The organism is Porphyrobacter sp. ULC335 (assembly GCF_025917005.1).
Lineage (GTDB): Bacteria > Pseudomonadota > Alphaproteobacteria > Sphingomonadales > Sphingomonadaceae > Erythrobacter.
This window is the reverse complement of record NZ_CP078091.1, coordinates 339010-365432: the sequence shown is the minus strand read 5'-3', so window position 1 is coordinate 365432 and position 26423 is coordinate 339010. Positions and strand designations below refer to the sequence as shown.

The 26423-nt window shown below is 65.1% G+C and carries 27 protein-coding genes; 13 read left to right on the top strand and 14 right to left on the bottom strand.

Translation table 11 applies throughout. The features are described from left to right. Window positions 1-69 precede the first annotated feature (69 nt). Window positions 70-1689, top strand: a complete 1620-nt coding sequence (locus KVF90_RS01640) for an FAD-dependent oxidoreductase (RefSeq protein ID WP_264393114.1) — start codon at window positions 70-72, stop codon at window positions 1687-1689. A gap of 132 nt (window positions 1690-1821) precedes the next feature. On the opposite strand, the gene KVF90_RS01635 is transcribed toward KVF90_RS01640, so the two are convergent. The 3 genes from KVF90_RS01635 to KVF90_RS01625 are packed head-to-tail and all read right to left on the bottom strand — an operon-like array spanning window position 1822 to window position 5007. Continuing rightward, a complete protein-coding gene (locus tag KVF90_RS01635; protein WP_264393113.1) occupies window positions 1822-3153 on the bottom strand; it encodes an aromatic ring-hydroxylating oxygenase subunit alpha in 1332 nt (443 codons plus the stop codon). A 1-nt stretch (window position 3154) separates the two neighbouring features. Then, a complete protein-coding gene (locus tag KVF90_RS01630; RefSeq protein ID WP_264393112.1) occupies window positions 3155-4420 on the bottom strand; it encodes a cytochrome P450 in 1266 nt (421 codons plus the stop codon). Then, a complete protein-coding gene (locus KVF90_RS01625; protein WP_264393111.1) occupies window positions 4420-5007 on the bottom strand; it encodes a carboxymuconolactone decarboxylase family protein in 588 nt (195 codons plus the stop codon). Before KVF90_RS01625 ends, KVF90_RS01630 begins: the two co-directional genes overlap by 1 nt. Before the next feature lie 137 nt (window positions 5008-5144). Here KVF90_RS01625 and KVF90_RS01620 point away from each other — a divergent pair, with 137 nt between their 5' ends. From KVF90_RS01620 to KVF90_RS01610, 3 genes are read left to right on the top strand one after another with little or no spacing between them, the layout of a single operon-like run. Further along, window positions 5145-6446, top strand: coding sequence for a cytochrome P450 (locus tag KVF90_RS01620; protein WP_264393110.1), 1302 nt, complete (start codon window positions 5145-5147; stop codon window positions 6444-6446). 14 nt (window positions 6447-6460) lie between these two features. After that, window positions 6461-6862 (top strand): putative quinol monooxygenase, encoded by a 402-nt coding sequence (locus tag KVF90_RS01615; protein WP_264393109.1) that lies wholly within the window; start codon window positions 6461-6463, stop codon window positions 6860-6862. Further along, window positions 6859-7377 (top strand): nuclear transport factor 2 family protein, encoded by a 519-nt coding sequence (locus KVF90_RS01610; RefSeq protein ID WP_264393108.1) that lies wholly within the window; start codon window positions 6859-6861, stop codon window positions 7375-7377. Before KVF90_RS01615 ends, KVF90_RS01610 begins: the two co-directional genes overlap by 4 nt. 123 nt (window positions 7378-7500) lie before the next feature. Here the strand turns inward: KVF90_RS01610 and KVF90_RS01605 are convergent, their stop codons facing one another. Beyond that, on the bottom strand, window positions 7501-7851 hold the full coding sequence (locus KVF90_RS01605) for a nuclear transport factor 2 family protein (RefSeq protein WP_264393107.1): 351 nt from the start codon (window positions 7849-7851) through the stop codon (window positions 7501-7503). A gap of 120 nt (window positions 7852-7971) precedes the next feature. On the opposite strand from KVF90_RS01605, the gene KVF90_RS01600 reads away from it, so the two are divergent. After that, a complete protein-coding gene (locus KVF90_RS01600) occupies window positions 7972-8505 on the top strand; it encodes a carboxymuconolactone decarboxylase family protein (protein WP_264393106.1) in 534 nt (177 codons plus the stop codon). Then, window positions 8502-8870 carry a hypothetical protein gene (locus KVF90_RS01595; RefSeq protein WP_264393105.1) on the top strand — a complete coding sequence of 123 codons (369 nt, stop codon included), beginning with the start codon at window positions 8502-8504 and terminating at the stop codon, window positions 8868-8870. Before KVF90_RS01600 ends, KVF90_RS01595 begins: the two co-directional genes overlap by 4 nt. Here the strand turns inward: KVF90_RS01595 and KVF90_RS01590 are convergent. Then, entirely contained in the window at window positions 8867-9391 is a 525-nt protein-coding gene (locus KVF90_RS01590) for a VOC family protein (protein WP_264393104.1), read from the bottom strand. The two genes, KVF90_RS01595 and KVF90_RS01590, sit on opposite strands and share 4 nt — an antisense overlap. After that, the gene (locus KVF90_RS01585) at window positions 9388-10980 is read right to left on the bottom strand and encodes a fatty acid--CoA ligase (protein WP_264393103.1); all 1593 of its coding nucleotides are present in this window, start codon (window positions 10978-10980) and stop codon (window positions 9388-9390) included. Before KVF90_RS01585 ends, KVF90_RS01590 begins: the two co-directional genes overlap by 4 nt. 84 nt (window positions 10981-11064) lie before the next feature. Between KVF90_RS01585 and KVF90_RS01580 the strand changes: the two genes are divergently transcribed. After that, the gene (locus tag KVF90_RS01580; RefSeq protein ID WP_264393102.1) at window positions 11065-11469 is read left to right on the top strand and encodes a PaaI family thioesterase; all 405 of its coding nucleotides are present in this window, start codon (window positions 11065-11067) and stop codon (window positions 11467-11469) included. Window positions 11470-11592: 123 nt separating this feature from the next. Here KVF90_RS01580 and KVF90_RS01575 read toward each other — a convergent pair whose 3' ends face one another. Then, window positions 11593-12144, bottom strand: a complete 552-nt coding sequence (locus tag KVF90_RS01575) for a nuclear transport factor 2 family protein (protein WP_264393101.1) — start codon at window positions 12142-12144, stop codon at window positions 11593-11595. Continuing rightward, complete coding sequence (locus tag KVF90_RS01570) at window positions 12141-13142, bottom strand: NADP-dependent oxidoreductase (RefSeq protein WP_264393100.1); 1002 nt, start codon at window positions 13140-13142, stop codon at window positions 12141-12143. Before KVF90_RS01570 ends, KVF90_RS01575 begins: the two co-directional genes overlap by 4 nt. 145 nt (window positions 13143-13287) lie before the next feature. Here KVF90_RS01570 and KVF90_RS01565 point away from each other — a divergent pair, with 145 nt between their 5' ends. After that, window positions 13288-14235: an SDR family oxidoreductase gene (locus KVF90_RS01565; RefSeq protein WP_264393099.1), complete on the top strand. Its 948-nt coding sequence runs from the start codon at window positions 13288-13290 to the stop codon at window positions 14233-14235. A 4-nt stretch (window positions 14236-14239) separates the two neighbouring features. Then, window positions 14240-14704 (top strand): nuclear transport factor 2 family protein, encoded by a 465-nt coding sequence (locus KVF90_RS01560; RefSeq protein ID WP_264393098.1) that lies wholly within the window; start codon window positions 14240-14242, stop codon window positions 14702-14704. A 123-nt stretch (window positions 14705-14827) separates the two neighbouring features. On the opposite strand, the gene KVF90_RS01555 is transcribed toward KVF90_RS01560, so the two are convergent. From KVF90_RS01555 to KVF90_RS01545, 3 genes are all read right to left on the bottom strand, one after another. Continuing rightward, window positions 14828-16057, bottom strand: coding sequence for an aromatic ring-hydroxylating oxygenase subunit alpha (locus tag KVF90_RS01555; RefSeq protein WP_264393097.1), 1230 nt, complete (start codon window positions 16055-16057; stop codon window positions 14828-14830). A gap of 164 nt (window positions 16058-16221) precedes the next feature. Continuing rightward, a complete protein-coding gene (locus KVF90_RS01550; RefSeq protein WP_264393096.1) occupies window positions 16222-18759 on the bottom strand; it encodes a TonB-dependent receptor in 2538 nt (845 codons plus the stop codon). Window positions 18760-18971: 212 nt separating this feature from the next. Beyond that, window positions 18972-20285, bottom strand: coding sequence for an aromatic ring-hydroxylating oxygenase subunit alpha (locus KVF90_RS01545; RefSeq protein ID WP_264393095.1), 1314 nt, complete (start codon window positions 20283-20285; stop codon window positions 18972-18974). A gap of 146 nt (window positions 20286-20431) precedes the next feature. Between KVF90_RS01545 and KVF90_RS01540 the strand changes: the two genes are divergently transcribed. Continuing rightward, a complete protein-coding gene (locus KVF90_RS01540; protein WP_264393094.1) occupies window positions 20432-21211 on the top strand; it encodes an SDR family NAD(P)-dependent oxidoreductase in 780 nt (259 codons plus the stop codon). Then, window positions 21183-22493 carry an MFS transporter gene (locus KVF90_RS01535; protein WP_264393093.1) on the top strand — a complete coding sequence of 437 codons (1311 nt, stop codon included), beginning with the start codon at window positions 21183-21185 and terminating at the stop codon, window positions 22491-22493. Before KVF90_RS01540 ends, KVF90_RS01535 begins: the two co-directional genes overlap by 29 nt. 9 nt (window positions 22494-22502) lie before the next feature. Here KVF90_RS01535 and KVF90_RS01530 read toward each other — a convergent pair whose 3' ends face one another. Together KVF90_RS01530 and KVF90_RS01525 are read right to left on the bottom strand one after the other, a co-directional pair. Further along, window positions 22503-23282 carry an SDR family NAD(P)-dependent oxidoreductase gene (locus KVF90_RS01530; protein WP_264393092.1) on the bottom strand — a complete coding sequence of 260 codons (780 nt, stop codon included), beginning with the start codon at window positions 23280-23282 and terminating at the stop codon, window positions 22503-22505. Beyond that, window positions 23282-23929 carry a glutathione S-transferase family protein gene (locus tag KVF90_RS01525; RefSeq protein ID WP_264393091.1) on the bottom strand — a complete coding sequence of 216 codons (648 nt, stop codon included), beginning with the start codon at window positions 23927-23929 and terminating at the stop codon, window positions 23282-23284. Before KVF90_RS01525 ends, KVF90_RS01530 begins: the two co-directional genes overlap by 1 nt. 129 nt (window positions 23930-24058) lie before the next feature. Between KVF90_RS01525 and KVF90_RS01520 the strand changes: the two genes are divergently transcribed. After that, the gene (locus KVF90_RS01520) at window positions 24059-24592 is read left to right on the top strand and encodes a PH domain-containing protein (protein ID WP_264393090.1); all 534 of its coding nucleotides are present in this window, start codon (window positions 24059-24061) and stop codon (window positions 24590-24592) included. Continuing rightward, window positions 24589-26157, top strand: a complete 1569-nt coding sequence (locus KVF90_RS01515) for a PH domain-containing protein (protein WP_264393089.1) — start codon at window positions 24589-24591, stop codon at window positions 26155-26157. Before KVF90_RS01520 ends, KVF90_RS01515 begins: the two co-directional genes overlap by 4 nt. Here KVF90_RS01515 and KVF90_RS01510 read toward each other — a convergent pair. Beyond that, window positions 26103-26420: a GNAT family N-acetyltransferase gene (locus tag KVF90_RS01510; protein ID WP_264393088.1), complete on the bottom strand. Its 318-nt coding sequence runs from the start codon at window positions 26418-26420 to the stop codon at window positions 26103-26105. The genes KVF90_RS01515 and KVF90_RS01510 overlap by 55 nt on opposite strands. Window positions 26421-26423: the final 3 nt, after the last annotated feature.

The window sequence follows — 26423 nt, the reverse complement described above, 5'->3', positions numbered from 1 at the left end:
GGGAAGCCAAACGCACCTTGCCAAAATGACGGGTTGCCGGAAGCCGCGCGCAGGGCGTCTAACCGCCGCATGAAAGAAGTCGACGTCATCATTCTCGGAACGGGCGCGGCTGGCATGACCGCCGCGCTTGCGGCACACGAAGCGGGCGCGTCGGTCGCTCTGGTCGAGCGGTGGGATCGTATCGGCGGCACCTCGGCGATTTCGGGCGGGGTGATCTGGGTGGCGGACAACCCCCGGATGCGCGCCGCCGGAATGGCCGACAGCCGCGCAGATGCGCTCGCCTATTTCCGCAGCCTCGATCACGGCGATCTGGTGGACGAGACGCTGGAGGCCTTTGTCGACAAGGGGCCGGAGGCGCTCGCGTTTCTGGAGGGGATCGAGGCGCTGAAAGTAGCGGTGCTGCCCGGCTATCCCGACTATTATCTCGACCGCCCGGGCGCGAAGCCCGAAGGCAGCCGCGCGCTCGATCATGATCTGTTCGGCTTGGGCGATCTCGGCGAGTGGGCGGCAAAAATCTACGCCATCGAAGAGCCCAAGCCGCTGATGCTGCGCGAAACGCCGCTGGGCGGGGCGACTGCCATGCCGCCAATGGAGGTGCTGGGCCAGCGCATGGCGGCGCGGCAATGCGGCTTCGGTCAGGCGATGGTGGCGCGGCTGCTCAAGGCCTGCATCGAGCGCGGGATCGAGCCGATCCTCGGCGTGGAGACAAAGCAGCTGGTGCGCGACGGCGACCGGATCACCGGGATCGAAGGCGAGAAGGACGGCCAGCCCTTCGCCATGACCGCAAGGCGCGGCGTCATCATCACCACCGGCGGTTTCGAGTGGGACACCGAATTGCGCCAGACTTTCCTGCGCGGCCCTGTCACCGCCCCCGCCAGCCCGCCCACCGGCACCGGCGGCGGGTTGAAGCTGGCGATGGCGGCAGGCGCGAAGCTCGGCAACATGACCAGCGCGTGGTGGGCGCCGACCTTGGTGACGCCGGACGCACCGTGGGCCAGCGGCGAACAACGCGCGCAGATCATCCTGATCGAACGCACCGTGCCGCACGGGATCATGGTCAACCGGCGAGCGCAGCGCTTCTGCAACGAGGCGGCGAATTACTCGGCGCTGGGCGGGGTGTTCCACCAGTTCGATCCGGCGAGTTATGATTACCGCAACCTGCCTGCCTATCTGATTTTCGACGCGCAATATGCCGCGCGCTATCCCCTCGGCACCCGCCAGCCGGGTCAGCCGATCCCCGATTGGGTGATGCGGGCCGACACGCTGGAGGGACTGGCGGAGCAGATCGGGATTGATGCGGCGGCGCTGACCGAAACCGTCGCGCGGTTCAACGTCCATGCCGACGAAGGGCACGACCCCGATTTCGGGCGCGGCACCAGCGCCTATGACCACTTCTACGGCGACCGATCGCGGGAAGGCACAGCGGTGACGCTCGGCGCGATCCGCGAAGCGCCGTTCTATGCAGTGGAGATCGCTTCGGGCCTGCTCGGCACCAATGGCGGGCCGCGCACCGATGGACAGGCGCGCATATTGGGGCATGACGGGGAGCCGATCCCCGGCTTGTTGGGCGCGGGCAATGCCATCGCCTGTCCGACCGGCGGGATTTATGCCGGCGCGGGGGGGACTTTGGGTCCGGCGTTGACGTTTGGGTATATCGCGGGGCGCACGGCGGCTCTGGCGAATGCTTAGTTCGTCATTGCGAGCGTAGCGAAGCAATCCATGAACGGATGTTAGCGGCCTTTACGTCAGTCGCGCTTGCGTCGGACCTTCGTCCATGGATTGCTTCGTCGCCTGCGGCTCCTCGCAATGACGAGGTGGTGGTTAGTCCCCCACCCAGCGGTCGATCGTATCGTGGAAGAACCGCACCCGCGCCTCCTGCCCCGCCAGGTGCCCGCCCTTGTAGCCGCGTGAGCGCAGGCCCTTCTGCTGTTCGCTCCAGATGCTCACATCCTGATCGATGCCCGGCCCGCAGGAGAGTTCGCCCACCACGCCGCGCTGGTGCGGGACGGGGACGGTGCGGTCGACCTCCTGCCCCATCGAATAGGCATAGTAACGGTCCACGCCCTCGGGGAACCAGGTGAAGTACCACATGTCGAAATAGCACCGCTCGGGATCGGTCGGGTGCGGATCGGCGCGCAGCCAGATGCAGCCATCGGGCTTCAGGCTGAAGCTGATGTTGGGAAAAATCGTGTAGTGGAAGTGATCGGTCAGCTGCGCATCGTGGAAGTGGCTGAAATCATATCCCTTCTCTGCCCCGAGCGCGCGTTTGGCCTGCTGGAGCGCCTCGCGGGTGCGCAGCGGATCATCGCGGAAGTCCTCCGGGTCGAGGCCCCAATAGGTCAGTTCTTTCGCCATCATTTCGAGCACCGTGTCGGTGTGCCCGCGCAGGCTCCGCGCTGGCCGTGATCCGGGCATGAACATCCGCGCATGGCCCTGCGGCGCGTAGAGATCGAACTGGCAGTCCTTGTAGCTCTGCTCCATCACGAAGCGGGTTTGCGGGTGGACGAAGGGCAGGTGATAGCTCTCGTTGAAATTGTCCTGCACGCACTTCCAGTTCCAGTCGCCCTCCAGCGTGACCCAATGGGTGCGGTGCATCTGCTCCATCCGGTAACCCGCGATCTGGTCGGCGACCGGGCCGAGGTGATCGGCGAGCGAGGTCGCCTGCGGATCGAGATTGACCCAGACGAAGCTGGCGAAGAACTCGCAGCGGACCTCTTCGAGCCGCACCTTCCCGCAAGGTGTGCCTTGCGGGAAATCCTCGGGGCAGGGGACGAAATTCAGATCGCCCTCGGGTGTGAAACGCCAGCCGTGATAGGAACAAGCGATCCGCTTGGAATGGCCTTCCTCCTCCATGACGAGGCGTTTGCCGCGGTGCGGGCAGACATTGTAGAAGGCGCGCACCACGCCGTCCTCGCCGCGAGTCACGAGGATGCTTTCGCGCCCGATGTCGTAGGTGAAGAAGTCGCCCGGCTTGGCGACTTGCGCCGCGAGCCCGCCGATCAGCCAGGACTTGGTCCAGATGCCGTCCCACTCGCGGTCCATGAACTCGCGCGACCAGTAGCGGCTGCCCTCGATCGGCCTGTCCGACAGCGCCGGCATGGGCTGCGGGGTAACGTCGATCCGGTTCGGCACCGGCTTCAGGAGCGTTGCCATGTCAGCGCCTCTTCACCTCGAACTCGATGTGGAGCTGCTTCAGCGATCGCAGCAGGAAGTGCGGATGGTAGGTGAAGTCGTTCTTGCCTTCCGCGAAGCCCATGTCCTCGAACCGGTCGACCACCGCCTGAAAGCCCCAGGTCAGCTCGCGCCTTGCCAGCGGGGCGCCGAGGCAGTGGTGCGTGCCCGACCCGAAGGCCATATGCGCGCCCGCCTTGGGGCGCTCCAGATCGAGCTTTTCCGGGCATTCGAAGAAGCGCTCGTCACGGTTGGCCGCGCCGTAGCGGACATTGACGACCGATCCGGCGGGTATCGTCACGCCGTCCAGCTCGACGTCCTTGTGGGTGAAGCGCATCAGGCTCTGCACCGGGCTTTCCAGCCGCAACACCTCCTCGACGAAGTTGCGCATGTACTTGTCGGGATCGGCCTTCAGCTTGTGCCACACGTCCTTGTTCTCGATCAGCAGCTTCATTCCCGCCGCGAGCGCATTGGTGGTGGTCTCGCTGCCGCCGACGAAGGTATCCGCCATCATCTCGGCGTGGAGTTCCTCGTTATTGAGGGGGCGGCCCCAGCCTTCGATCACGGTGTTGACCAGCACCGAAATCAGCGAGCCATCGGGATGCTCGCGCAGGCGCTCGAAGATCGGCTGGAAGTAATGCTGCGCCTCGATCTCGCGGTCGACCATCTCCAGATGCTTGTCCTCGGGCAGCATCAGCGAGATGCGGTGGAAGAAGGCATCGGTCCAGCCCTTGATCCGCCACATATCCTCGCGCTTGGCGCCCATCTGCTCGCCGATGATGAACAGCGGCAGCGGCACGCAGAACTGGCGCACCCAGTCGCAATGGCCGTCATCCACGAAGGCGTCGATCAGCTCGTAGGCAAGCGTTTCGACGCGCGGGTCGATGTCCTTGATACGGGAGGGCTTGAACGCCTCGTTGAACATCGCACGCATCTGCTTGTGGTTCGGATCGTCGCGCCCGGCGAGGGTGGGGGCGGGGAGCCAGCCCTTTTCGCGGAAGCGTTCGGCAACCTTGCGCCCGCGTTCGGCATCGGTCGGGCTGGCGCGCAGCAATTCGTTGCTGGCGGTCGAGGGGAAGCGCGCCGGGTCCATCAGCACTTCGCGCACATGGTCATAGCGGCTGACGACATAGATCTGCGTGCCGGGAATGTTGTAGACCGGAGCCTCGTCGCGCAGCTGCTTGTAAGCATCATAGGGGCATTGCTGGAGCGCGGGATCGAACAGGTTGATCTGGGGTTGCGAGTTCATCACCGTACCTCGATCTTTTCCACGCCCCACGGCGCGATTTTCTCGGCGGTCTTGAATGCCTCGGGCAGTTCCTCGACCATGTGCCACGTCGCAGCCAGCCTGCCGAAGCCGACGAAGAAGGCGACCGTCATCCCGAGTTCGACAATCTGCGCCTCGCTGAAATGGGCGCGCAGGTCGGCATAGACCGCATCGTCGATCGCCAGATGATCGGTCGCCATCAGCTCGCCGTAACGGATCGCGACCTTTTCTGCCGCCGAGAGGTTCTCGGCCTCCTGCGGGCGCTCCAAGGAGCACACCAGCCCCTCGGTCACGCCGTCGGCCACGGCATCGGAATAGCGTATCGCCATGCAGCTACGGCACTGGTTGAAGAAGGCGACACGCAGCCGCACCAGTTCGACCAGTCGGTCGGGCAGGGTGCGATTCCGCTTCAAGGCTCCGCCAAAGCCCATCAGGCCCAGCGCCTGTTCGGGGCAATGCGCGAAGTAACGGGTGAGGCCCTGTTCCAGATCGGTCAGGTTGTCCGGTTGGATCGCGGCGACAAGGCGCGCGTCCCACTGGTCCGGCGCCAGCTTCTCGATACGGCTCACGGTTCTCTCTCCCCAAAGACGTTGGCGTCGGCACTGGCAAATTAGCCCGTTTCCGTAAGGTCGACGCTGCGGGACAACCCCGGCAACAGCAATTGGCGGATTCGCTAAGCGGACCGCCCCGCATGGGGAGAGGCGGATTGCAGGCGCAGCCACCGCGCAGCTTGGCCGATGTCGACCTGTTCGCCCCCGGCGCGCAGGAGCACTGGTATGATGCCTATGCGATCCTCCACGCCGAAGCTCCGGTGCAGCGGCTCGCGGGCGAGGGGTTGACCCCCGGCACCGACGCCTTCGTTCTCACCAAATACGACGACATTTCCCGCGTGGTGAAGGATTGGGACCGCTTCCCGCCGACGCTGTCGCTGCTGGTCGCGCATATCCAGCAATCGGGTGAAATGCCCACGCACATTCCCGATCTCGACGCGATGATCGCATCCATCGTGACGCTGCGCCCCGATCCCGAATTGTGGCGCGCGCACAGGAAAGAACTGACCGATCCATGGGTCGGGCCGGGCTGCACGCGCCACGCCGCGATGATCGCTGCCCACGTCGATGATCTGATCGCCGGCATGCTGGCCAAGGCCCGCGCGGGCGAGGTGGTGGACTTCGTCGCCGACTTCGCCCGGCCCCTGCCGCAGCGGGTGATGGCAAGCGTGCTGGGCTTTCCGATGGAGGACATTCCCCGGCTGGAGCAATGGGGCAATGCTCAGGTCATGTCCTATGTGATCGGGACGACGCACAAGAACATCCTCACCCCGGAACAGACGGCCGAGAAGTTCCGGCTGCTGGCGGGGATGAAGGAATATGTCGCGGAGAAAACCCGCGTAAAGCGCGCGGCCCCGCAGGACGACATGATCAGCTTCCTCACGCAGGTCGAGTATGCCGCGCTGGGCCGCAAGCTGACCGACGACGAGATCAATGGCGTGGTCTACGCAATGGTGATCGGCGGGCTGGAGACGACCCAATATGCCGTCGCCGAACAGGCGCAATTGCTGTGCGAGCGGCCGGGCATGTTCGCCACGCTGCGCGGCGACCGCGGGGCGATCCGCACCTTCATCGAAGAAGGCATGCGGCTGCGCTCACCCACACAGGGGCTGTCGACCCGCATCTGTGCCGCCGACGAGGTGTTTCAGGGCGTGAACGTGCCCGCCGGATCGATGCTCCACCTGCGCTGGGCGGCAGCCAATATCGATGCTGACGAGTTCGAGGATCCGCTGGACCTGAACCTCAACCGCAAGGCCGCCACCCGCCATCTCGCCTTCAGCCAGGGGCCGCGTTCCTGTCCGGGATCGAACATCTCGCGGCTGGAACAGATGATCGCGTGGGATCGCCTCGCCGATGCCTTCGCCGACATGGCCTACGCGCCCGGCAATGACTTCCGCCATCAGGGCGGGATCATGCTCGGCATTCACCGGCTGCTTTTGAACCTCACACCCGCCTGAAGGGAGACAGACCCATGGCCACACTGCTCGCGCACATCAAAATCCAGCCCGGCAAGGAAGCCAAGTGGGAGGGGATCATGCACGACATGGTCCACCACACCTTCGGCACCGAGGAAGGTGTGATCCGCTACGAATACTGGAAGGGGCAGGAGCCGCTGAGCTATTACTGCCTGCTCAGCTTCAAGGACAAATGGGCCTTCTATCACCACCAGATGTCCGACCATCACGAAGGCCACGATTTCGCTGACGTGCTGGCGGGGATCACGCTGGAATATATCGATCCGGTCGAGGGCGCGGGCGGAGGACTGCCGCACACGGCTGATCCGGCGCTGCCCGATGATGCGAGCGAGGCGATGCGGACTGCGCAGGAACGCTTCCCCTTGTCGATCCCCGCATGGTGGGGTGCGCGAGCATGAGCCTTGAAGAACAGGTGCAGCAACTGCTGGACAAGCAGGCTATCGCCGAGGTGCTGCAACGCTATTCGCGCACCCTCGATTGGCTGGATGACGAGGGGCAAGCGGGCTGTTTCTGGCCCGATGCGCATATCGACTACGGCTTTTTCACCGGGCGCGCTGATGACTTTGTTCCGGTGGTCATGGCCATCGAGCGATCCAGCCAGCGGCGCTGGCATTTCCTCTCCGCCCCGGCGATTGCCTTTACCGCGCCCGATCAGGCGCAGGTCGAATGCTATGGTATGGCGACCGGCATTCGCGAGGCTGAGGATGGCAGCTGGTCAGGCGGATTGTATGGCGGCCGCTATCTCGACGCGTTTGCCAAGCGCGATGGCGAGTGGCGCATCGCCAGCCGCAAATACATCATGGACTGGAAGACCCCGCTGGACGATCAGCCCGGCAACGAACCCAACCCCGATTTCCCGCTGCCGGTGTTGCAGATCATCGCCAGCGGGCATCCGGATTACCGGGTGATGTGATCCACCGCTTTTGATCCTCGTCATTGCGAGGAGCCGCAGGCGACGAAGCAATCCATCGCCTGACTTTTCAGCAAGCGCTCGGTCCATGGATTGCCGCGGCCTTCGGCCTCGCAATGACGAAACTTACTCCGCCGGGTCCAGATAATCGCGGTAATAGGTCATTTTCCCGCCTTCGATCTTGTAGATGCCGACGCCTCCGCGCGGGGCGTGGCCTTCCATGTGCATCGTCCAGCGCGCCCACACGGCGTGATCGTCGCCGCAGATTTCATCGACGGTGAAGTGCACTTTGCGCTCCCCCATCTCCGCGACCATCGTGGTCATGAAGCCCATGATCGCATCGCGCCCGCGATATTGCCCCCAGATCGGGTCTTCGAGAAAGGCGTCCTCGGCGAACAGATCGACCAGCTTGGTGTAGTCCCCATCGTCCTGGATGCGCCAGAAATCCTCGATCACGCGCTGTGCTTCGCCGGGCATGTGCTCTCTCCTGATGTGTCGCACGGCTTTTGCCATGGCTGCGCGCAAGCCTGCCCCTGCGAAAATGGCGAGGGTAACCTTACGGCACCCGCTGTTATCTTGCTCCCCAAGGAGAGAGCCATGTCGACCACCCCCCGCGTATCATCGGCCATTGCCGGAGAGCCTGCGCATTTCGGTTCTGTGCTGGCGCATCAGCCCGCAATCGCCGAGAGCTTCTTCGCGCTCTACGGGCGGTTCTGGGGTTCGGACGTGCTGGCGGCGCGGATCAAGGAGGTCGCGCGGATGCGCAACGCGCGCGTCACCGAATGCGGGTTCTGCCGCAACGTCCGTTTCGACAAGGCGGTGGCGCAGGGGCTGGGCGAGGAGGTGCTGGACGACATCACCGATGGCTACGAGACCTCGGCCAAGCTGACCGATACCGAAAAGGCGGTGCTGAAGTTCACCGATGCACTGATCCATGATCCCGAATTGCTGAACGGCGATGCGCGGGTTGCGCTTCAGCGGCACCTCACCCCGGCGCAGATCGCCGAACTGGGGCTGGGGGTGACGCTGTTCCTCGCGCTGGCCAAGGCGCTGATCACGATGGGGCTGGAGCCGGAGGTGATGGACCGCACCGTGCTGCCCACGCCCGCCGTGCTGGAGGCCGCCGAATGAGCGCCGTCTGCGCCGCGCTGGCGGGCGATCCGGTGCTGGCGGCGCACTATGCCGATTTCCGCGCCAAGGCCGAAGGCGCGCTTGACCCCGCGCTGGTCGCGCTGGTGCGTCAGGCGGTGGCGGCGGTGCACGGGATCGACGCCGCGCCCGTTGACGAGAGCGCCCTCGACGAGGGCACGAAGCTGTGCCTGGCCTATGCGCGGCGGATGCCGTTCGAGCACACGGCGATCACCGACGCCGAGGCGGCGGCGGTCGTCACGCATCTCGGCGAGCCGGGGTTTGTCGCTTTTTCGGTGGTGACCGCGCTGGCCGATGCCGAATGCCGCGCGGCACTGGTGGGGCTACCGGAGTTGGCGGCGGGCTAACCCAGCTCGCGCAATAAATCGCGCCCGTCCCAGCCTTTCGCGGCGTCAGCGACAAAATCGTAGAACCCGGTCAACTGCCCGGTCGGTTCGTACAATTCCAGCATATGCCCAAGACTCGCGCGGGTATCGACGAAGGCGAACGCTGTGCCGCCCGTCGTCACCGAAAGCTGCGCCAGCGGCGCGCCCTCGACCGCGAAGCGCGCAATCGCGGCGTCCAGATCATCGACGAACAGCGCTGCGTGATGCAGCCCTTCCTTGCCCGAACCCCGCGGGAACATGTCATGCAGCGCGCTATCGTCAGGGTTATGCTGCACCACCAGCTCCACCATCACGCTGCCCCATTGGCCATAGGCGCTGGAATGGTCGAAGCGCCGCTCCACCCCGCGATGCTGCGAGGAGGCGAGCGCGACATGGCGCAGCACGAAGAACGGGCCAGAACCGAACTGCCGGTGATGCGCCGCTGCCGCGGCCTCAAGATCATTGACCTTGTAAGCCAGCTGGCGGATCGGCAATCCGGTCAATTGACCGCGCGGTCCTTGCCCACCCAGTAGGGTGCGCGCAGTTCCCGCCGCAAGATCTTGCCGCTGGGATTGCGGGGCAGGGCGGGGATGAAATCGACCGACTTGGGGCACTTGTAGCCCGCGATCAGCGTCCGCGCGTGGGCGATCAACTCGGCTTCGGTCAGCTCCTCGCCCGCCTTCACCACCACACAGGCCTTCACCGCCTCGCCCCACTTGGCGTCTGGCACGCCGATCACCGCCACGTCCGCGACCTTGGGGTGCGAATAGAGCGCGTTCTCGACCTCGGCGGGGTAGACGTTCTCGCCGCCCGAGATGATCATGTCCTTCACCCGGTCGTGGATATACAGGTACCCGTCCTCGTCTAGGTATCCCGCGTCACCGGTGCGCAGCCAGCCTTCGGCATCGATGGTGGAGGCGGTGGCATCGGGATTGTTCCAGTACCCGCGCATGTTCTTGGATGACCGCGTGGCGATCTCGCCCACTTCGCCGGTGGGGACGGGGTTGCCCGCTTCATCGACCACCTTGATCTCGACCCCCGCCAGCGCCTTGCCGACGGACCGCATCCGGGGCGATCCTTCGGGCACGTGATCTTCGGGATCGAGCGCGACGATCGTGCCGCTGGTCTCGGTCATGCCGTACATCTGCACGAATCCGCAGCCCAGCACCCGCATCGCCTCGCGCATCAGTTCGAGCGGGATGGGGGAGGCGCCATAGGTGACGTATTTCAACCGGCTGAAATCGACCTCGTTCACGCGCGGGTGATTGAGCAGGATCTGGATCGCGGCGGGCACGAGGAAGATCTTCGAGATGTTGAAATTGGCGATCAGATCGAGCGCCTTGGTCGGATCATATTCGGGCAGGACAATGGCGTTCGTCCCCGCGACCAGCGTGCCGATGCCGGTGCCAGTGCCGCTGATGTGGAAGCACGGCATGGCGAGCAGCGTTACATCGCCCGGGATCGGCTCCTGCCAGCCGCGCATGTCCTCGCCGCTGGCGGTCGCATCGCGGCTGGACAGGATCGAGCCATGGGTGATGACTGCGCCCTTGGGCTTGCCGGTGGTGCCGGAGGTGTAAAGCTGGAGCGCGTCGTCTTCCGCCCGTACCCGGTGGGTCGGGGGCTTGGCCGGAAAGCCATCGCGCCAGATGCGGTAATCGGTGCCGGCAAACTCGGGCGCGTCGATGCCGATCACCTGTTCGACATGCGGACAATCGGCGCGGATCACTGCCAGCACCTCGGCAAAACCCTCGCCGACGAACACCACGCGGGCCTGCGAGTTATCGAGCACATAGGCGATCTCGGGCGCGGCGAGGCGCCAGTTCACCGGGGTCATCACCGCGCCCATCCGGTTCGCGCCAAGGAAGGCTTCGAAATAGAGCGGGTGGTTCTTGCCGAGGAAGGCCACGCGCTCGCCCGGCTTTACGCCCAGCGCGGTAAGGCCGTTCGCCACGCGGTCAGCGCCCTCGTCGATCTCGGCGAAGCTCAGTTCCTCGTGACCATAGGTGAAGGCGATAATGTCGCCCTGCGTCCGCGCGTGCTCGCGCACGACGTCGCAGAAGGACTCCGCTGCCAGTGCTGTGTTTTCTCCCATGGGCGAGGGATACCCCTTGGCGAGAGCCATGTCATTGGCACAATTCATAGCGGCGTCAGGCGGTGGGGGCGGTAGGGTGGAGGGATGGATATTCCCTCGGATTTTGAGCCTGCCAGCTTCACCCCCGGCTTCCTCGATCACGGCGGGCCCTATTACCTCGGGCCGGCTGCGGGCGGCGTGCGCGTGGTGGGTCTGCTGATTTTGGCACACCATATCAATTACCAGGACGCTGCCCACGGCGGGGTCATCTCGACCTTCGCCGATGTGGCGCTGAGCCATGCGGTTTATGATGCCGAGCGCCCCCGGCTCGCGCCGTCTACCGTGACGCTGACGGTCAATTATCTGAGCGGCGCGCGGTTGGGTGACTGGCTGGAGGCGCGGGTGCGGATCGACCGGCTGGGCGGGCGCACCGCCTATACCTCAGGCGGTATCTGGCGCGGCGAGGAGCAAGTGGCGACGATGAGCGGGGTGTTTGCGATCCGGCGCTGATATCTCTCTACTGCCGTCATGCTGAACTTGTTTCAGCATCCATTTCTCCGCAGGCGAGGCTGGTGCGGGCGGAGAGATGGACCCTGAAACAAGTTCAGGGTGACGAAGAATTTGGATGTGCCCCTAACCCAGCCACCCCTGCACAGCAGCGGTCGAGGGATCGCGTTCATCGTGGTATCCCGCCGCGCCTTCAGCCGTGTTGCTGAGGTCAACGCCCTCCACCACCCGGAACTCGCGCCAGTCGTATAGTCCGGTGCGCTGCGCGATGCGCCACTCCGCTCCGTTTGCGCCGCTGCGCTTTTCGAAACGGTCGACATAACGGCCCGCGACGATCCCCGAATAGATCATCCCCTTGTCCGGAAAGGCCGCCGTCATCGGATAGCCCGGCGGAATGGTGTGCATCGCGGTCATGTAGGTTTCGGTGTGGCAGACCGTCTCGCCATCAAATCCGAAGATCGTCTGGCCGAGCTGGTGCTGGGTCGCAAGGCACGGGTCGATGATCGCGCGGGCCTGTTCCACGAAGCCGCGCCAGTCGCCTTCGACCAGGCCGAACTTGAAGGTCGCATCGGGGTGGAACAGGCGCTCCATCATCCCCCAGCGCCGCCGGTCGATCGCATGGGCATAGGCGGCGAGAATGTCGCGGATGGCTTCGCGGTCTTCGAGGCGTATGGTCACGGTTCCAGCTCCACGATCACCTTGCCGATATTGCCGCCGGTGAACAGCCTGGCATAGGCGGTGAGGGTATTCTCGAGGCCCTGTGTCACATCATAGGGCATGACCAGATCGCCGCTTTCCGTCCATTCGCGCAACCGGCGGGTGAGGGCGGGGCCTTCATGCATGAAATCGGGCGAGAAGAATCCCTCGATCCGCAGCCGCCGCATCAGCACCTGATCGAACTCGCGCGGGGCGGTGCGGGTGCCGGCGGTGTAGTCCGCCAGCAATCCGCACACCGCGATCCGGCCATAGTGGTTCATGCGGGTGAGCACAGAATCGAGCAGCGGCCCGCCGACATTGTCGAAATAGACATCGAAGCCTGCTGCTTGGTCCAGCTGCGCCGCGACATCGCCGGACTTGTAATCGACCGCCCCGGCGATCCCGAGTTCGTCTGTCAGGTAAGCACATTTCGCCGCGCCGCCCGCGATCCCCCACGCTTCGCAGCCGAGCAGCTTGGCGATCTGCACCGCCAGAATACCCGTCGCCCCTGCGGCGGCGGACACCAGCACCCGCTCGCCCGGCTTGGCCGCGCCGGTCTGCTCAATGCCCCACAGCGCGGTCCACCCGTTCATCCCGAGCGGGCCGAACCATGCGCGCCGGTCAGCCACCGTCGGATCGAGCAGGATCGCGCCCGACATTATCGCATCGACCGTGCTGATATCGGCCCACTGGCCGAACGCGCGCACCAGATCGCCTTCGCTGAAACCTTCCGCGCGGCTCTCGATCACCTCGCCCAGCACCAGTCCCGTCATCGGCCCGCCCACCGGCAGCGGCGGCTGGTAACCGTCCTCGCGGTCCGACAGCCACATCCGTGTGCCCGCATCCATCGACAGGTGCGTGTTGCGGATGCGGATCGAACCTTCAGCCAGCGGCGCGAAGGCCTCCTCCGCCATTTCCAGCGCGGCGGCGAAATCGGTCCCTTCAGGGCGGCGCGCGATGCGCCAGAAGCGGTTGTCCATGCCATCTTGTTGGTCCCTCGCGCCGCTACGGCAACCCCGCCTTTTCGCTAGTGCCCCGAAGGCCGCCGCTATCACTTTGGCGCGGTGCGCGGGGGGTGGGGGCTTCCTAGTCTTTCCGCCACAAGAGGAAGAGGGAGAGACACCAATGGCACTTATCACAGTGATCGGCGCGAGCGGGCGGCAAGGCCTTGCGCAGATACGTCAGGCGCTGGCTGCAGGCTATGATGTGCGCGCGATCTCGCGCCGCCCCGATGCGCTGGAGGGCGCGCCGGTAGAGGGGATCGAGAAGGTCGAAGTGCGGCCGATGGACCTGTACGATACCAGCACCTTCGCCGCCGCGCTCGAAGGCTCGGACTACATCTTCTACACCCACCCGCTGCAAGCCCGCGCCGATCGCGCCTATCTGGTCGGTGAGGTCGGCAAGGTTGCCGCGCATCTGAACGTGAAGCGCGTGGTGTGGAACACTTCGAGCTGGATTCCCGACAAGCCCGGCGATGCCTTCACCTATGCCGGCAACACGGCCGGGATCAACGCCCTGTGGCGCAGCGGCGCGCCGGGGACGGTGTTCGGCAGCGTGCTGTTCATGGACAACCTGCTGACCAACTGGGCGCGGCCCTTCATCGTCAATGAAGGGCGCTATGTGTACCCGCACAACCCGGCGCTGGAGGCGAACTGGATCAGCCTTGATGACGTCGCGCGGTTCATGCTCGCCAGTCTCGAACGTCCCGACATGGAAGGCGCGTGGCTGAACATCGGCGGGCCGGAGCGGATGGTCGGCAAGCAGGTGACGCAGTGCCTTTCCGAAGCGCTGGGCAAGGAGATCAAGTACGATCCCTGCACCCCGGCCGAATTCGGGCGCTATCTGGTCGAAGCGGCCGGCGACGGCATGCCCGCCGAGGCGCGCGAAGAGTTCGCCAAGGGGATCGAAGCATTCTACGAATACAACAACAACGCCCCCACCCGGCCCTTCGCGGTCGACATGGACCACGTCTACGAACGCTTCCCCGAGCTTGACGGCAAGCTTGAGACGATGGGCGAATGGACCAAGAAGCAGGAATGGGGCGAAAGCAATTATCGCCCGGCATTCGGGTAAGACCATGAGCGAGCTTCGTGCGGCCAATATCGCGGTCGCCACGCGGTTCTACGAGGCACTGGCGGCGGGCGATTTCGATGCGCTCGCCGCCCTGCATTCGGACGATATCATCTTCAATCTGGTCGGCACCACCCCGGTCTCGGGCCGGTGGGAAGGCAAAGCGGTGTGCTTCGGCCCGATCGTGGCGGACGGCGTGATCGGCAAGCTGGTGGCCGAAACCATCCGCTTCTCGCGCGAATGGCGGATCATGTGCGCGGACGAGGATCGCGTTGTCGGGCTGATGCGTGGCGGCGGGATGGCCACCAACGGCCACGAATATCTCCAGACCTACTGCCAGATCATGACGATCCGGGACGGCCTGATCGTGGAGCTGCACGAATTCTTCGACACCGCGCTGGTCGAACTGGCGCTCAACGACAACCCGACATCAAAAGGGCCGAGCGTTCCGGCCCGGCCCTTCGCGTTTTGAGGCCCATCGCTGAAAGACGCTGCCCGGTCGTATAAGCGACCGCAAGGCCGACCGGCCGACCGCAGCGGGCGCAGCTTTGCTGCGCGTCTAGCGAGGAGGAAGGCGCGGAGGCGCCTTCCCAGCCTATTCAGCTGCCTGGCGGTGCTCGGCTGCGAAGATGTCGACCAGATCATCGTCGCTGGCCGCGACCAGTCGCTCCACCCAGCCGTGGAAGACCTGTCCGCCCTTTTCGTTTCGGCCGAACAAGACCTCTTTCATCAAGCCCGAAGCCAGCGCCTGCTGCTGGCGCTTGCCCGTGGCGTAATCCTCGTCGCGCACCACGATTTCCAGGAAGTTGAACTGGTCGTGCGCGGCCTGGACCTGCTCCGGCGTCTCGGGCTGGTTTTCCATGACGTAGAACTGGGTCGTGTAGCTCTCGCCCACCGCCGCGCCGGGGAATAGCTGGCTGATCATCGCCCCGCGTTGCCCGCCGCCGTAGAAGCTGGCGATCGAGATGTGCGGGAAGATCGTCCACACGCCCTGCACCAGCACTTCCTGCGGCAGTTCGTCATCGCTCATCTTGGCGAGGTCCATCTGCCCGTCATCATCGCCCTGCACCTTGATCGCGAATTGCGAAGGGGTGGACAGGCGCTGGTGCGGGCCGAAAGCAAAGTAGTTCGCCCGATTATAGAAGTCCGCGCCAAAAGTGTCCTTGTGGAGCACCGGCAGGTGGTAGAAATCGAGATAGCCGTCGTACGCCGTCTTCCAGTTCGGCCCCGGCAGCGTGCGCTGTGCAAACAGGGTCCACCCTTCGAACTCGAACGCCTTGAGCAGATCGTCATAGCCGCACAGGTAATCGGGGATCGACAGCCTCGACTGCGGGTCGAGCGTCACCCAGATCAGCCCGGCATTTTCGTAGACCGGGAATTTGGTCAGGCAATGCTGGCTCTTGTCGATCGATCCGAAATCCTTCGCATCGGCCACCCCGATCAGGTCGCCGGTCGCCTTGAAGGTCCAGCCGTGATAGCCGCAGGTGAAGCGGCTGGCATTGCCGCAGCCCGCCGCGAGCGGATTGCCGCGGTGGGTGCACATGTTTAGGAAGGCGCCCATGCTGCCGTCCTTCTGACGCGATAGCAGCAGCGGCACGCCGCAGATGTCCATTGCCTTGAAGTCGCCGGGATTGGGAAGCTCGCACGAGGGCGCGACCAACAGCGGCAGGCGGCGGAAGATCTGCTTCTTTTCCAGCTCGAACAGGGCCTGGTCGGTATAGGCGCTGGCCGGAACGCGCACGACGTCGTCGGCATATTCCATTGTATCGGCAGCGCCGTGGGCGACCAGATTGCGGGTCATTGCGACCAGAGTTTCGCGTGACATGGTGTTCCTCTCCCGGACCCATCGATCCCTGGCCGGCAGCATCCCCCCTCGCGGCCATTGCGGCAATGCTCACTTTTGGCAGAGAGGCCCCCAATGCATAAGGGCCAAAGCAAAGGGGCGGGCCATCGCTGGCCCGCCCCTCGCATTCCCCCCGCTTGGCCGTATCAGAAGCGGAAGCTGACTTCCGCAAACACCTGACGCCCGCGGTTCTGGGTCATCACGAAATCGTCGCCACCCGGGGGCAGGAACGGACGCCCGCCGGTGGTGATGGTGAAGATCTCGTCGGTGAGGTTCTGCGCGATCAGCGACAGCTTCCAGTTACCATCCGGGTGACCGATGGCGATGTTGGTATCCAGCGTCCAGAAGCTCGGCTGGACATAGTCGTTCAGTGCAGCTTCGTCGGTGATGTAGCCATCATTGTAGGCCGCGTTGCCCGACAGGAACAATTCGAGGCTGTCGCTGAGCGGAACGGTCCAGTCGACGGCGATGTTGCCTGCCCATTCGGGGGCCTGGCTGCCGCGGCGACCATTGAGGTCGACGGTGCCGCCCGCACCGCCGGGCTGCAGGAAGGGCGCGGTGTATTGGGCATCGAGGTAGGACAGGTTGGCGCTCAGGCGCAGGCCGTCCACCGGAGTGCGCCAGTTGGCTTCAAGATCGACGCCCTTGGTGGTCAGCTCGCCAGCGTTGCTGGTGATGAACTGCACAGTCGAGGCGTTGAAGTTCTGCACTTGCAGATCCTTGAACACATACTGGTAGGCGGTCGCGTTCAGAGTGAAGGTGCGATCAGCCCACTGCGACTTGATCCCGATTTCACCGCCGATCGCCTCTTCCGACTGGAAGATCAGCGAGCTGAAGTTGCCGCTCGCCGCAGCCGCGCTGAGGCTGTTGGAAGGCAGTGCCGAGTTGTCGATCCCGCCCGACTTGAAGCCGGTCTTGAACGAAGCGAAGACGTTGATGTCGTCGGTCGCCTTGTACCGCAGGGTCGCTTCGGGCGAGAAGTTGTCGTCGTTGAACTCGATCGGGCCCGAGAAGAACCCGCTCTGCAGGAACGCGGGGCTCGGCAAGAACGTGCCGGGATTGGCCGCGTCAGGAACGTAGGCGAGCAGGTTGTGGACGTAGGGCACCGAGATCGTCTGGATCTTGCTTTCATCAGTCCAGCGGAGACCGCCCGACAGTTCCAGCTTTTCGGTCAGATCGATCATCACGCTGCCGAAGAACGAAAGCGCCTCGGTCTTGGTGAGGTGGGTCTTGTCCCAGTCGTAGGTAAATCCGGTGCCCACGGCGGTTCCACCCGGATTGCGGGGCGATCTGGGCGAAATCCGCAAGGTCGGATCGGCACCGGCGAAGGAGATGTTCACCCCCTGCTGCGCGGTGTCGAAGGTGAAGGTGCGGTCTTCGTAGAACGCGCCGAGCATGAAGTTGATCGGCCCGTCGAAGTCCGAAGCAAGGCGCAGTTCCTGGCTGTACTGTTCCAGCTTGTTGATCGGGTCCGAACAGCCCGCACCGCCGGGGATGAAGGTGCCGTTCGGGCCGGGGAAGCGACCGCCGTAGGAATAGCAGTCGAAGTCGATCGCATCCATGTTGAGGATGCCCGAAACCGAGGTCAGGGACAGCGAGTCTGACAGGTCGAGTTCGAACTGCAGACGGCTGAACCAGATTTCGGTCTCGCCGAAGGGCACGCCATTGCGGCCCGCGGCGGGCGAATTGCCCGGCACGCCCGGTGCCAGCTGCGGCGCGGCATCCATCAGGAAGTAGCGCTGGTCGCTGGTGTTGCAATCGTAACCCGCTGGGATCTGCAAACCGCCCTGAAGCAGGAAGATCGAGTCCGCCCGGCCATTGGCGCCGCAGTTGATTTCAGCCGTGCCGATGGCGCCGTCGTTCTCGTTCTTGGTGTACTGGAACTTGAGGTTGGCGCGGAACCGGTCGGACGGGTTCCAGTCGAGGGTCAGGCGGCCGATGAAATCGGTCAGCCCGCGTTCCTGATTGACCGCCGGGGTGCCCGGCTGAAGCAGCTGGAATTCGTCGATGTCGTTGAACTGCGCGGCAAGGCGGATGCCCAGCGTGTCGCTGATCGGACCGGAAATGTAGCCGCTGAGGAGGTAGCCCTTCTCTTCGAATTCGTAGCTGCCCCGCATCCCGACTTCCCAGGTGGAGGTGGGGTTGGCCGACCGCAGCGAGAGCACGCCGGCGGTTGCCGACTTGCCGAAGAACAGCGATTGCGGGCCGCGCAGCACGTCGACCTGCTCGACATCGAAGAAGCCGGCCTGCACCATGCGCATGGTCGAGACGACGACACCGTCATATTCGAAGGCCACGGCGGAATCGAAGGCTGCCGAGATGTTCGACGAGCCGACACCGCGAAGCGAAAGCTGGCCGCCCGAACCCGAACCGCCGACCTGCACGTTGAGGGTCGGCACGCGGCTGGTGAAATCGGCCACCTGGTCGATGCTGTACCGCTGAAGGGTCTCGCCGCCGATCGCGGTGACCGTGACCGGCACTTCCTGAAGGGTTTCATTCTGGCGGCGGGCCTGCACGACGATCACCTGGGTGTCGTCAACCTCGTCCGCTTCGGCTGCCGCGTCCTGTGCGAAAGCGGCGCTCGGGATAGCGGCAATGCCGCTCAGTGCGGCGCCGCACAGCAAGGCGCGCCGCAGCCCGCCAGCGTATGCGCCAGATGCAACTCGGGCACGAAGTGTAGTCATGGCTCTCTCTCCCCATCGGGCCGCGGCTCTCCCGCGTACCCTGTTCTTCCCCAACCCTCAGCGTGTCTCCTCACGCCTTGCGGCCAATGCCTTCAGGTAGGCTTGCAGGTGTATGGGCCTGCGCAAAGCGCACCATCAGCAAAAGCGATAGTGAGCCCGCCAAACTGCGACAAAAACGCCACAGCGCTCCCCGAAATGCTGATTCCGTAGCGTCATTCGGCTGCCTCGCGCGCCTGCGCTGCCTCGCGCTGCATCTGGCTGTCACGCGGATCATTGGGCCACACCCACTCCGGCCCGATCACCTGTTCGACCCTGAGATCGGCCGGCACATTGTCCAGCCCGATCATCCGGTCGAGGCTCTGGTGGAACGAATAGATCCGCGCCTCCTGATAGGACAGCGGCACCGACCGGAAGGCCGATCCCTGCATCGACTGCTGGATCGCCTCGCCGAACTGGGTGTCTTCAAGGATGATCGGGCTCATCTGCCGCCCGTTCGGCTGGCTGGCGTCTGGCACCGTCCAAAGGTCGGGCGCGGGCGCATCGCCCCAGTCGAGCGCCATTGTCACCAGTTCGAGCCGTGTGGTTCCGAGCGATGTCGGCCAGAACACCAGCGGCGGGACGAAGTAGTTGCTGAGCGGCGAGACCCAGTTGGGGAACAGCGTGTAGCTCTGCGTGCAAGTCCTGCCGAGCTCGCCCACCGTCTCGATCTGCTGCCAGCCAGCCGGGCTATCGATGGCGCGCACATGCTCGCGGTCGGTCGTGCGCGGCGGCGGGGCGAGCATCCGCGCGTGGCCATTCGGGTACATGGTGTTGAGATTGCGCGCCGGATCGACCAGCGGGGCGACCGTGTTGGGGTGGATGAAGGGCACATGGTAGACCTCCATGTTGGCCTCCATCGCGACCTTCCAGTTGCACTGGAGATCGAAGGAGTGCCGCGCGGCGAGCCTGATGCGGTCGAAAGCGAACTCCTCCCACTCGCGCGCCAGCGGGCCGAGCCAGTCGATCAGCGGCATCGCCTCCATGTCGAAGTTGACATAGATGATCTTGCCGAACAACTCGCACCTGACGGGAAGCAGGCCCCGGCAGCTCATGTCGAAATCGGCCGGAAAGTCGCGCCGCTCGGGCACGCCCACCAGGCTCCCGTCAGTCTTGTAGGTCCAGTTGTGGTAGCCGCACATCAGGCGTGACGACTTGCCGCGATCCTCGGTGACGACCGGCGCGCCGCGGTGGCGGCAGGTGTTGTGGAAGGCGCGCACCACGCCGTCCATGCCGTGCACGATCACGATCGGATCGCCAGCATTGTGCCAGCGCATGTAGCAGCCGGGCTCGGGAATTTCGTCGAGGTGTCCTGCGAACAGCCACGACTTGCGGAACACATGGCTCTGTTCCAGCGCGAAGTATTCCGCCGAGGTGTAGCGCCCGGCGGGCATGTCAGGCAGGCGCGGGAAGCCTTCAGGCGGCGCGGTGCGCTTACCTTCCCACTCCATCAGCGCCTTGAGCCGCTCGACCTCGCTTGGCTCCATCATCTCGCCTCTCCCTCGGGGCGCGAGAATACATTGGCTGTGTTCCGTAGCGTCCTCGCGCTTTCGACAGTGGCTTGCCTTGGCCCCTCCGATAGGCTGGCCCCGATAAACACGCCCCATAATCACGAGGGCTTTTGGGAGAGAGCAGCATGGCAGGACGGGTAGCGGGCAAGGTTGCGCTCGTGACAGGCGGGGCAATGGGGCTGGGCAAGGCCGATTGCGAGGTGCTGGCACGCGAAGGGGCCACAGTGATCGTCACCGACCGCGATGCCGAACTCGCTCACCATGTCGCAGCCAGCATCGGCGGCGATGCCATGGCGCTCGATGTGACCAACGAGGACCAGTGGGCCGAGGTGATCCGCGCCGTGAAGGAACGCCACGGCGGGCTCGATATTCTCGTCAACAATGCCGGCAACGTCATCTTCGAGAGCATCGAGGATTGCTCCACCGCACATTTCCGCCTGCATCTGGATATCCACGTGATGGGCACCTTCTTCGGCTGCAAGCACGCGCTGCCGCTGATGAAGAACCGCGACAAAGTGGTCGGCGGGGGCGGATCGTCGATCATCAACATGGCCTCGACCGCGGCGCTGATGGGCTATGGCAACATCCCGGCCTATGCCGCGTCGAAGGCGGCGATTGCGGGGATGACCCGCAGCCTTGCCGTCGATTTCCAGGACAAGGGTTACGGGGTCCGCGTCAACGCGCTCGCACCTGGCGGGATCGAGACACCGATGGTGATGGGCATTTCCGGACGCGGCGGCACCACGCCGATGGACATTCCCGAAGGCCCGCTGGCGTCCGATGCGCTCGGCCACCCCAAGGATGTGGCGGGCTGCGTGCTGTTCCTCGCCTCGGACGAAGCGCGGTTTCTCAATGGCCTGACGATCCCGGTGGACAATGGCCTCTACGCCAGACCGCACCACTGACGGCGTAACCGACAAGCCGGGCGCATACCGCTGGTACGTGCTTGGACTGCTGACGCTGACGAGCGCGTTCAGCGTCGCTGACCGGCTGGTGTTCGGCATTCTGGTGCAGGACATCAAGGCCGAGTTCCAGCTTTCGGACTTCGAGCTTGGCTTGCTGGGCGGGCTGGCGTTCAGCCTTGTCTATGTGCTCGCGGGCTTCCCCGCGGCGCGGCTCGCCGACCGGTCGACCCGCAAGAATATCGTGGCCAGCGCAATCGCCTTCTGGAGCCTGATGACCGCCGCCTGCGGGTTGGCGACGGGGTTCTGGACGCTGTTCCTCGCCCGCACCGGCGTTGGCGTGGGCGAAGGCTGTTCCGGCCCCTCGTCCCAAAGCGTCGTTGCCGATTACTTCTCCCGCGCCGAACTCGCCAAGGCGATGGGCTATCTCACCATCGGGGCGAGCATGGGGACAGCGGGCGGGCTGATCATCGGCGGACAGCTGGCCGAAATGTTCAACTGGCGCTGGGCGTTTGTGCTGATGGGCCTGCCGGGGCTGCTGTTGGGCGGAGTGATCTATCTCACCGTGCGAGAGCCTGTGCGCGGGCGCTATGCGCCTGCGGGGACCGACATGGCGCAGCTGCCATTGGGGCAGACGATCCGCAGCCTGCTGACCAACCGCGTGTTCATGGGTCTGGCGCTGGGCTGGGCGGTGCAGATCATGATCGGTTATGGCCTCGCCTTCTGGATGGCGGCGGTGATGCTGCGCCAGTTCCCGATCTCGACCGGCGATGTCGGGCTGTATCTCGGCTTCACCTTCTTTCTGGGCGGAATACCGGGGCCGATCCTTGGCGGCTATCTTACCCATTGGCTGACGCTGCGTGACGAACGCTGGCGGGCGTGGTTGCCGGGTATGGTGAGCCTAGGCTGCGTGGCACCGCTGGCACTCAGTCTGACATCAAGCGGGTTCTTCGCCTTCCTCGGCTGGTTCGGCCTCGCCTATGCGATTTATGTCGCCAGCCAGGCGGGCATCCTGTCGGGAATTCAGGCGGCGGTCGAACCGGCGAGCCGTGGCTTTGCGGTGGCGATCGCGCTGTTCTTCAACAACCTGATCGGCCAGACGCTCGGCCTCGGGGTGATCGGTGCGGTGAGCGACCAGCTCGGCCCGACACAGGGCGACAGCGCGCTGGCAGTGGCGGTGTTCGGCGTGTGCCTTGCCGCAGGGATCGCCAGCCTCGCGATCTTCGTCTGGACCGCGGCGCAGATGGGGCCGAGCGGGTATCTGGAGAAGATGCGGGGCGGCTAGAACCCCGGCCTAAAAACCGGGATGGATCGCCATCGCCGCGCCATCGACCAGCATCTCCGCGCCGGTCATGAACGGGCATTCGTCGCTGGCGAGGAAGGCAATCGCCGCCGCTGTCTCGGACGGATCGGCAAGGCGGTTCAGCGGTGAGGTCTTCGCCACCGCCGCGATCAGGCCGGGGGTCTGCACCTCTGCGGCGGCGAGTATCCCGGTCATCGTCGCGCCCGGGATCACGGTATTGCAGCGGATGGCGAGGCCATGTTGCGCGCACCATGTCGCCACCGATTTCGACAGCACGCGCACCGCGCCCTTGCTCGCCGAATAGCCGACATCTGTGGGCAGCGGAGCAATCGCGGTGGTCGAGGCGATGTTGACGATCGCGCCTTTCGCGCCGCCGGGGTTTGCCCGCATCGCCGCAATCGCCGCGCGGCAGCCCGCCATCGTGCCGGTCAGGTTCACGGCCAGCACCGTGTCCCACGCGGCGAACATCGCCTCGTCATCCAGATCGCCGATGCCCGCGCCCGAGACCATCCCGGCATTGTTGACCAGTATGTCGAGCCGCCCGAAGGCCTCGACCGCGCGGGCGACGATCTGCGGCCACAGGGCGCGGTCTGACACATCCTGCACCGCGAACAACGCGCCTGCCTCGGCGCAAAGGGCCGCGCCGCGCGCCGCGTCAAGATCGGTGCCGAGCACCTGCGCTCCGTCGGAAACCAAGCGCCGCACGGTTGCCGCACCGATCCCGCTTGCGCAGCCGGTGACGATCGCGACCTTGCCCTTGAGGTCAGGCATTACTCCGCCTGCGTCCAGATCGCGGCGCAGGGGCGCTGGTTATGTGTCGCCACGAAGCGGGCGAGGTTGTCCGTCCCCTCGGGCAGCTTCCACCCCACCGTGAAACCGAAATTGGCGAAGGCGAAGATCAGCAGATCGGCAAAGGTGAAGCGGCCCAGCGCGATGTGGTTGCTGCTGCCGAGGTAGCCATCGAACATCCGCCACTTTGCGTCCGACATCGCTGAGAGCTCGGCGCCAGCTTCGGGAGAGACCACCGCCATGCGCGGTTCGAACATCGGGCGGCCCAGACCTGCGCGGAAGCCCATGGTCATCGGCACGACCACCTCCTGATCGAACAGCCGCGCCCATTTGCGCACTGTCGCCCTCTCGACCGGGGTCTCGCCGAACAGGTTGGGGGTGGGGTGCAGTTCCTCGATATATTCGCAGATCGGCCAGCTTTCGGTGAGGCAGGTGCCGTCATCCAGTTCCAGCGTCGGCGTGGTGCCCTGCGGGTTCTTCGCCACATAGCCCGCATCCTGCCGGTTCTGGCCGGTGATGATGTCGTAATGCACGCGGGTGAAATCGCGCCCTTCCTCAAGGCCCTTTTCAACCATGAACATCCGCACAAGACGCGGATTGGGGCCGAGGCTGGAATGGAGCGTGGTCATGTGTCTCTCCCGATAAGGTTTTGCAGGAGGTTCTAAGGGCACGAGGCCAAGCCGTCGCCCTCATAAATGCACTAGGGGGCAGGCGCGAAATCGCTTGCGGGGGATGCTGTGTTGCGCAAGTAAGGCACCATGAATCACACCCCTGCGCCCGCACCCGCCGGTTACCCGCTCGACGATGCCTTGCACGACGATGGGGGCGAGCTGACAAAGCTTCATCGCAACTATGCCCACGCCATGCGGGTGCGCGCGACGCTGACATCGATCCCGTTTCTGATCGGCGCGCTGGTGCTAGAAACCGCATTTCGCGGTCAGGGCCTGTTCCCGAGCGGGATCATTGCCGGCCCCGTGCTGCTGATCGCGCTGGCGCTGATCATCCGCGTCCCTTCGACCCGCTATAACGCGCGCGGTTACCAGATCAGCGCTGACCGGCTGCGGGTGGTGCGCGGGCTGATGTTCCGTTCCGACACCGTGGTGCCGTTCGGGCGGGTGCAGCATATCGACGTGCATCAGGGCCCGCTCGACCGGTTCTTCGGGATCGCCACGCTGACCTTGCACACTGCGGGCAACCACAATGCCAGCGTGTCCCTGCCCGGTCTCGGCGAGCCACTGGCGCGCGAGATGCGCGAGGATATCCGCGCGCATATCCGGCGCGAGACGCTATGACCGAACCGCAACGCACCGCGCCGGTCAGTGTTGTTCTCGGCGCGCTTGGCAGCCTGCGCAGCGCCATCGTCCCCGCTATCGCCATCGCCTTTTCGGGGATCGGCGGCGACGGGCGGTTCCTGATCGCCATCGGGGTCGGCGTGGTGGCGGCCGCGATCGGAATCGCCTCCAGCTATATCGGCTGGAGACGTCTGACCTACACCATCGGCGAACAGGACATTCGCGTTGAAAGCGGCATCTTCAGCCGTGATGCGCGCTCGGTGCCCTATGAACGCATTCAGGATGTCAGCCTGGAGGCCAAACCCCTGCCGCGCCTGTTCGGGCTGGTCTCGGTCAAGTTTGAAACAGGGGCGGGCGGGGCGGATGACCTTGCGCTCGAATACCTTACCTCTGCCGAGGGCGAGCGCCTGCGCCAGCTGGTGCGCGAGCGGCGCGAGGAAGAGGCCGCTGCCAGCGCCGATCCTTCCGCGCCCGCGGCCTCTCCCGGCGTAGAGGAGGGTGAGGTGCTCTACGCCCTCACGCCCGGGCGGCTCGTCACCTTTGGCCTGTTCGAATTCTCGCTCGCGGTGTTCGCGGTGCTCGGCGGTCTGCTGCAATATGTCGACAACGTCACCGATATAGATGTCTGGAATGTCGACCTGTGGCGCAGCTGGCTGGAGGAGCAGGGCAGCGTCGTCGCCGGACTTGGCCCCTATGTGCAGGCGGCAGGCGCTCTGGCAGGACTGATCGGGCTGGTGGTGGTCGGCTCTGCCACCGGCGTGGTGCGCACGGGTTTGCGCGACTGGGGCTTCAGCCTGACCCGCTCGGCACGCGGCTTCCGGCGGCAACGCGGATTGCTGACCCGCACCGATGTGGTGATGCCCGCGCACCGCGTGCAGGGGTTGGTGATCGGCACCGGCCTGGTGCGCTACCGCTTCGGCTGGCATTCGCTGAGCTTTGTCAGCCTCGCGCAGGATGCCGAGGGAGAGAGCCACGTGGTCGCTCCCTTCGCCAAGATGGAGGAGATCGCGCCGATCGTCAGCGCGGCGGGCTTCCGCCTGCCGGGCGAAGACACCGCATGGCGCCGCGCCAGCAAGCGCCAGCGCACCGACAAGACGCTGCTTGATGCGGCGATCTTCGTGATCCCGACCATCGCGACAGCGATCTTTGCGCCGTCCGGCCTGTTCCTGATCCCGCTCGGCCTCGCGGTGCTGGGAGTGGCGGCCAACCTTTATGCGTGGGAGTTCCGCCGCCATGCCATCGACGGCACGCAGGTCTATGCCAGCCACGGCTTCCTCTCGCCCACCCAGACGATTGCGACGCGGCTGAAGCTCCACTCGGTCGAGATTGCGCAGGGGCCGTTGGCGCGCTGGCGCGGCTATGCGACGGTGCATCTCGGGCTGGCAGGCGGCAGTTTCGCGATGCAGGGCGTCCCGCTGGCCGAGGCGCGCAGTCTTCGCGCCAGCGTGCTCGAAACCATCGCCGCGACCGATTATTCGCGGCTTGATGCCCCGCTGGAAGACAGCGCGGATCAGGCCTTCAGTGCGGCCCAGCCCGGGTTCTCGGAGAACTTGCGCGCGACGTAGGAGCAATCGGGGCGGATCAGGAAGCCCTGCCGCTGCGCATCCTCCACCAGCCGCTCGACCAGTGCGCCCGCCACTCCGCGCCCGCCGATGGCGCGCGGGACGATGGTGTGGGCAGCGATGCGGACTTCCTTGCCGTCACGCACCGCGCCGGGCTCCCATTCGAGATAGCCTTCCTCCGCCTCGCCCTGGAGCATGGCGACATAGCGCCCGCCTTGTCCGGCCACGTGGTGGGTGATTGTCAGCTTTACGCTTTCATCGCTCACTGG

Bases quoted from the DNA above. Each gene is read 5' to 3' on its own strand.
- KVF90_RS01595 (WP_264393105.1), top strand. From the start codon at position 8,502: ATGAGCGCCGTCTGCGCCGCGCTGGCGGGCGATCCGGTGCTGGCGGCG.
- KVF90_RS01555 (WP_264393097.1), bottom strand. From the start codon at position 16,057: ATGTCACGCGAAACTCTGGTCGCAATGACCCGCAATCTGGTCGCCCAC.
- KVF90_RS01630 (WP_264393112.1), bottom strand. From the start codon at position 4,420: ATGAACTCGCAACCCCAGATCAACCTGTTCGATCCCGCGCTCCAGCAA.
- KVF90_RS01535 (WP_264393093.1), top strand. From the start codon at position 21,183: ATGGCCTCTACGCCAGACCGCACCACTGACGGCGTAACCGACAAGCCG.
- KVF90_RS01615 (WP_264393109.1), top strand. From the start codon at position 6,461: ATGGCCACACTGCTCGCGCACATCAAAATCCAGCCCGGCAAGGAAGCC.
- KVF90_RS01550 (WP_264393096.1), bottom strand. From the start codon at position 18,759: ATGACTACACTTCGTGCCCGAGTTGCATCTGGCGCATACGCTGGCGGG.
- KVF90_RS01585 (WP_264393103.1), bottom strand. From the start codon at position 10,980: ATGGGAGAAAACACAGCACTGGCAGCGGAGTCCTTCTGCGACGTCGTG.
- KVF90_RS01570 (WP_264393100.1), bottom strand. From the start codon at position 13,142: ATGGACAACCGCTTCTGGCGCATCGCGCGCCGCCCTGAAGGGACCGAT.
- KVF90_RS01545 (WP_264393095.1), bottom strand. From the start codon at position 20,285: ATGATGGAGCCAAGCGAGGTCGAGCGGCTCAAGGCGCTGATGGAGTGG.
- KVF90_RS01520 (WP_264393090.1), top strand. From the start codon at position 24,059: ATGAATCACACCCCTGCGCCCGCACCCGCCGGTTACCCGCTCGACGAT.
- KVF90_RS01560 (WP_264393098.1), top strand. From the start codon at position 14,240: ATGAGCGAGCTTCGTGCGGCCAATATCGCGGTCGCCACGCGGTTCTAC.
- KVF90_RS01540 (WP_264393094.1), top strand. From the start codon at position 20,432: ATGGCAGGACGGGTAGCGGGCAAGGTTGCGCTCGTGACAGGCGGGGCA.
- KVF90_RS01530 (WP_264393092.1), bottom strand. From the start codon at position 23,282: ATGCCTGACCTCAAGGGCAAGGTCGCGATCGTCACCGGCTGCGCAAGC.
- KVF90_RS01610 (WP_264393108.1), top strand. From the start codon at position 6,859: ATGAGCCTTGAAGAACAGGTGCAGCAACTGCTGGACAAGCAGGCTATC.
- KVF90_RS01515 (WP_264393089.1), top strand. From the start codon at position 24,589: ATGACCGAACCGCAACGCACCGCGCCGGTCAGTGTTGTTCTCGGCGCG.
- KVF90_RS01605 (WP_264393107.1), bottom strand. From the start codon at position 7,851: ATGCCCGGCGAAGCACAGCGCGTGATCGAGGATTTCTGGCGCATCCAG.
- KVF90_RS01600 (WP_264393106.1), top strand. From the start codon at position 7,972: ATGTCGACCACCCCCCGCGTATCATCGGCCATTGCCGGAGAGCCTGCG.
- KVF90_RS01635 (WP_264393113.1), bottom strand. From the start codon at position 3,153: ATGGCAACGCTCCTGAAGCCGGTGCCGAACCGGATCGACGTTACCCCG.
- KVF90_RS01580 (WP_264393102.1), top strand. From the start codon at position 11,065: ATGGATATTCCCTCGGATTTTGAGCCTGCCAGCTTCACCCCCGGCTTC.
- KVF90_RS01640 (WP_264393114.1), top strand. From the start codon at position 70: ATGAAAGAAGTCGACGTCATCATTCTCGGAACGGGCGCGGCTGGCATG.
- KVF90_RS01525 (WP_264393091.1), bottom strand. From the start codon at position 23,929: ATGACCACGCTCCATTCCAGCCTCGGCCCCAATCCGCGTCTTGTGCGG.
- KVF90_RS01565 (WP_264393099.1), top strand. From the start codon at position 13,288: ATGGCACTTATCACAGTGATCGGCGCGAGCGGGCGGCAAGGCCTTGCG.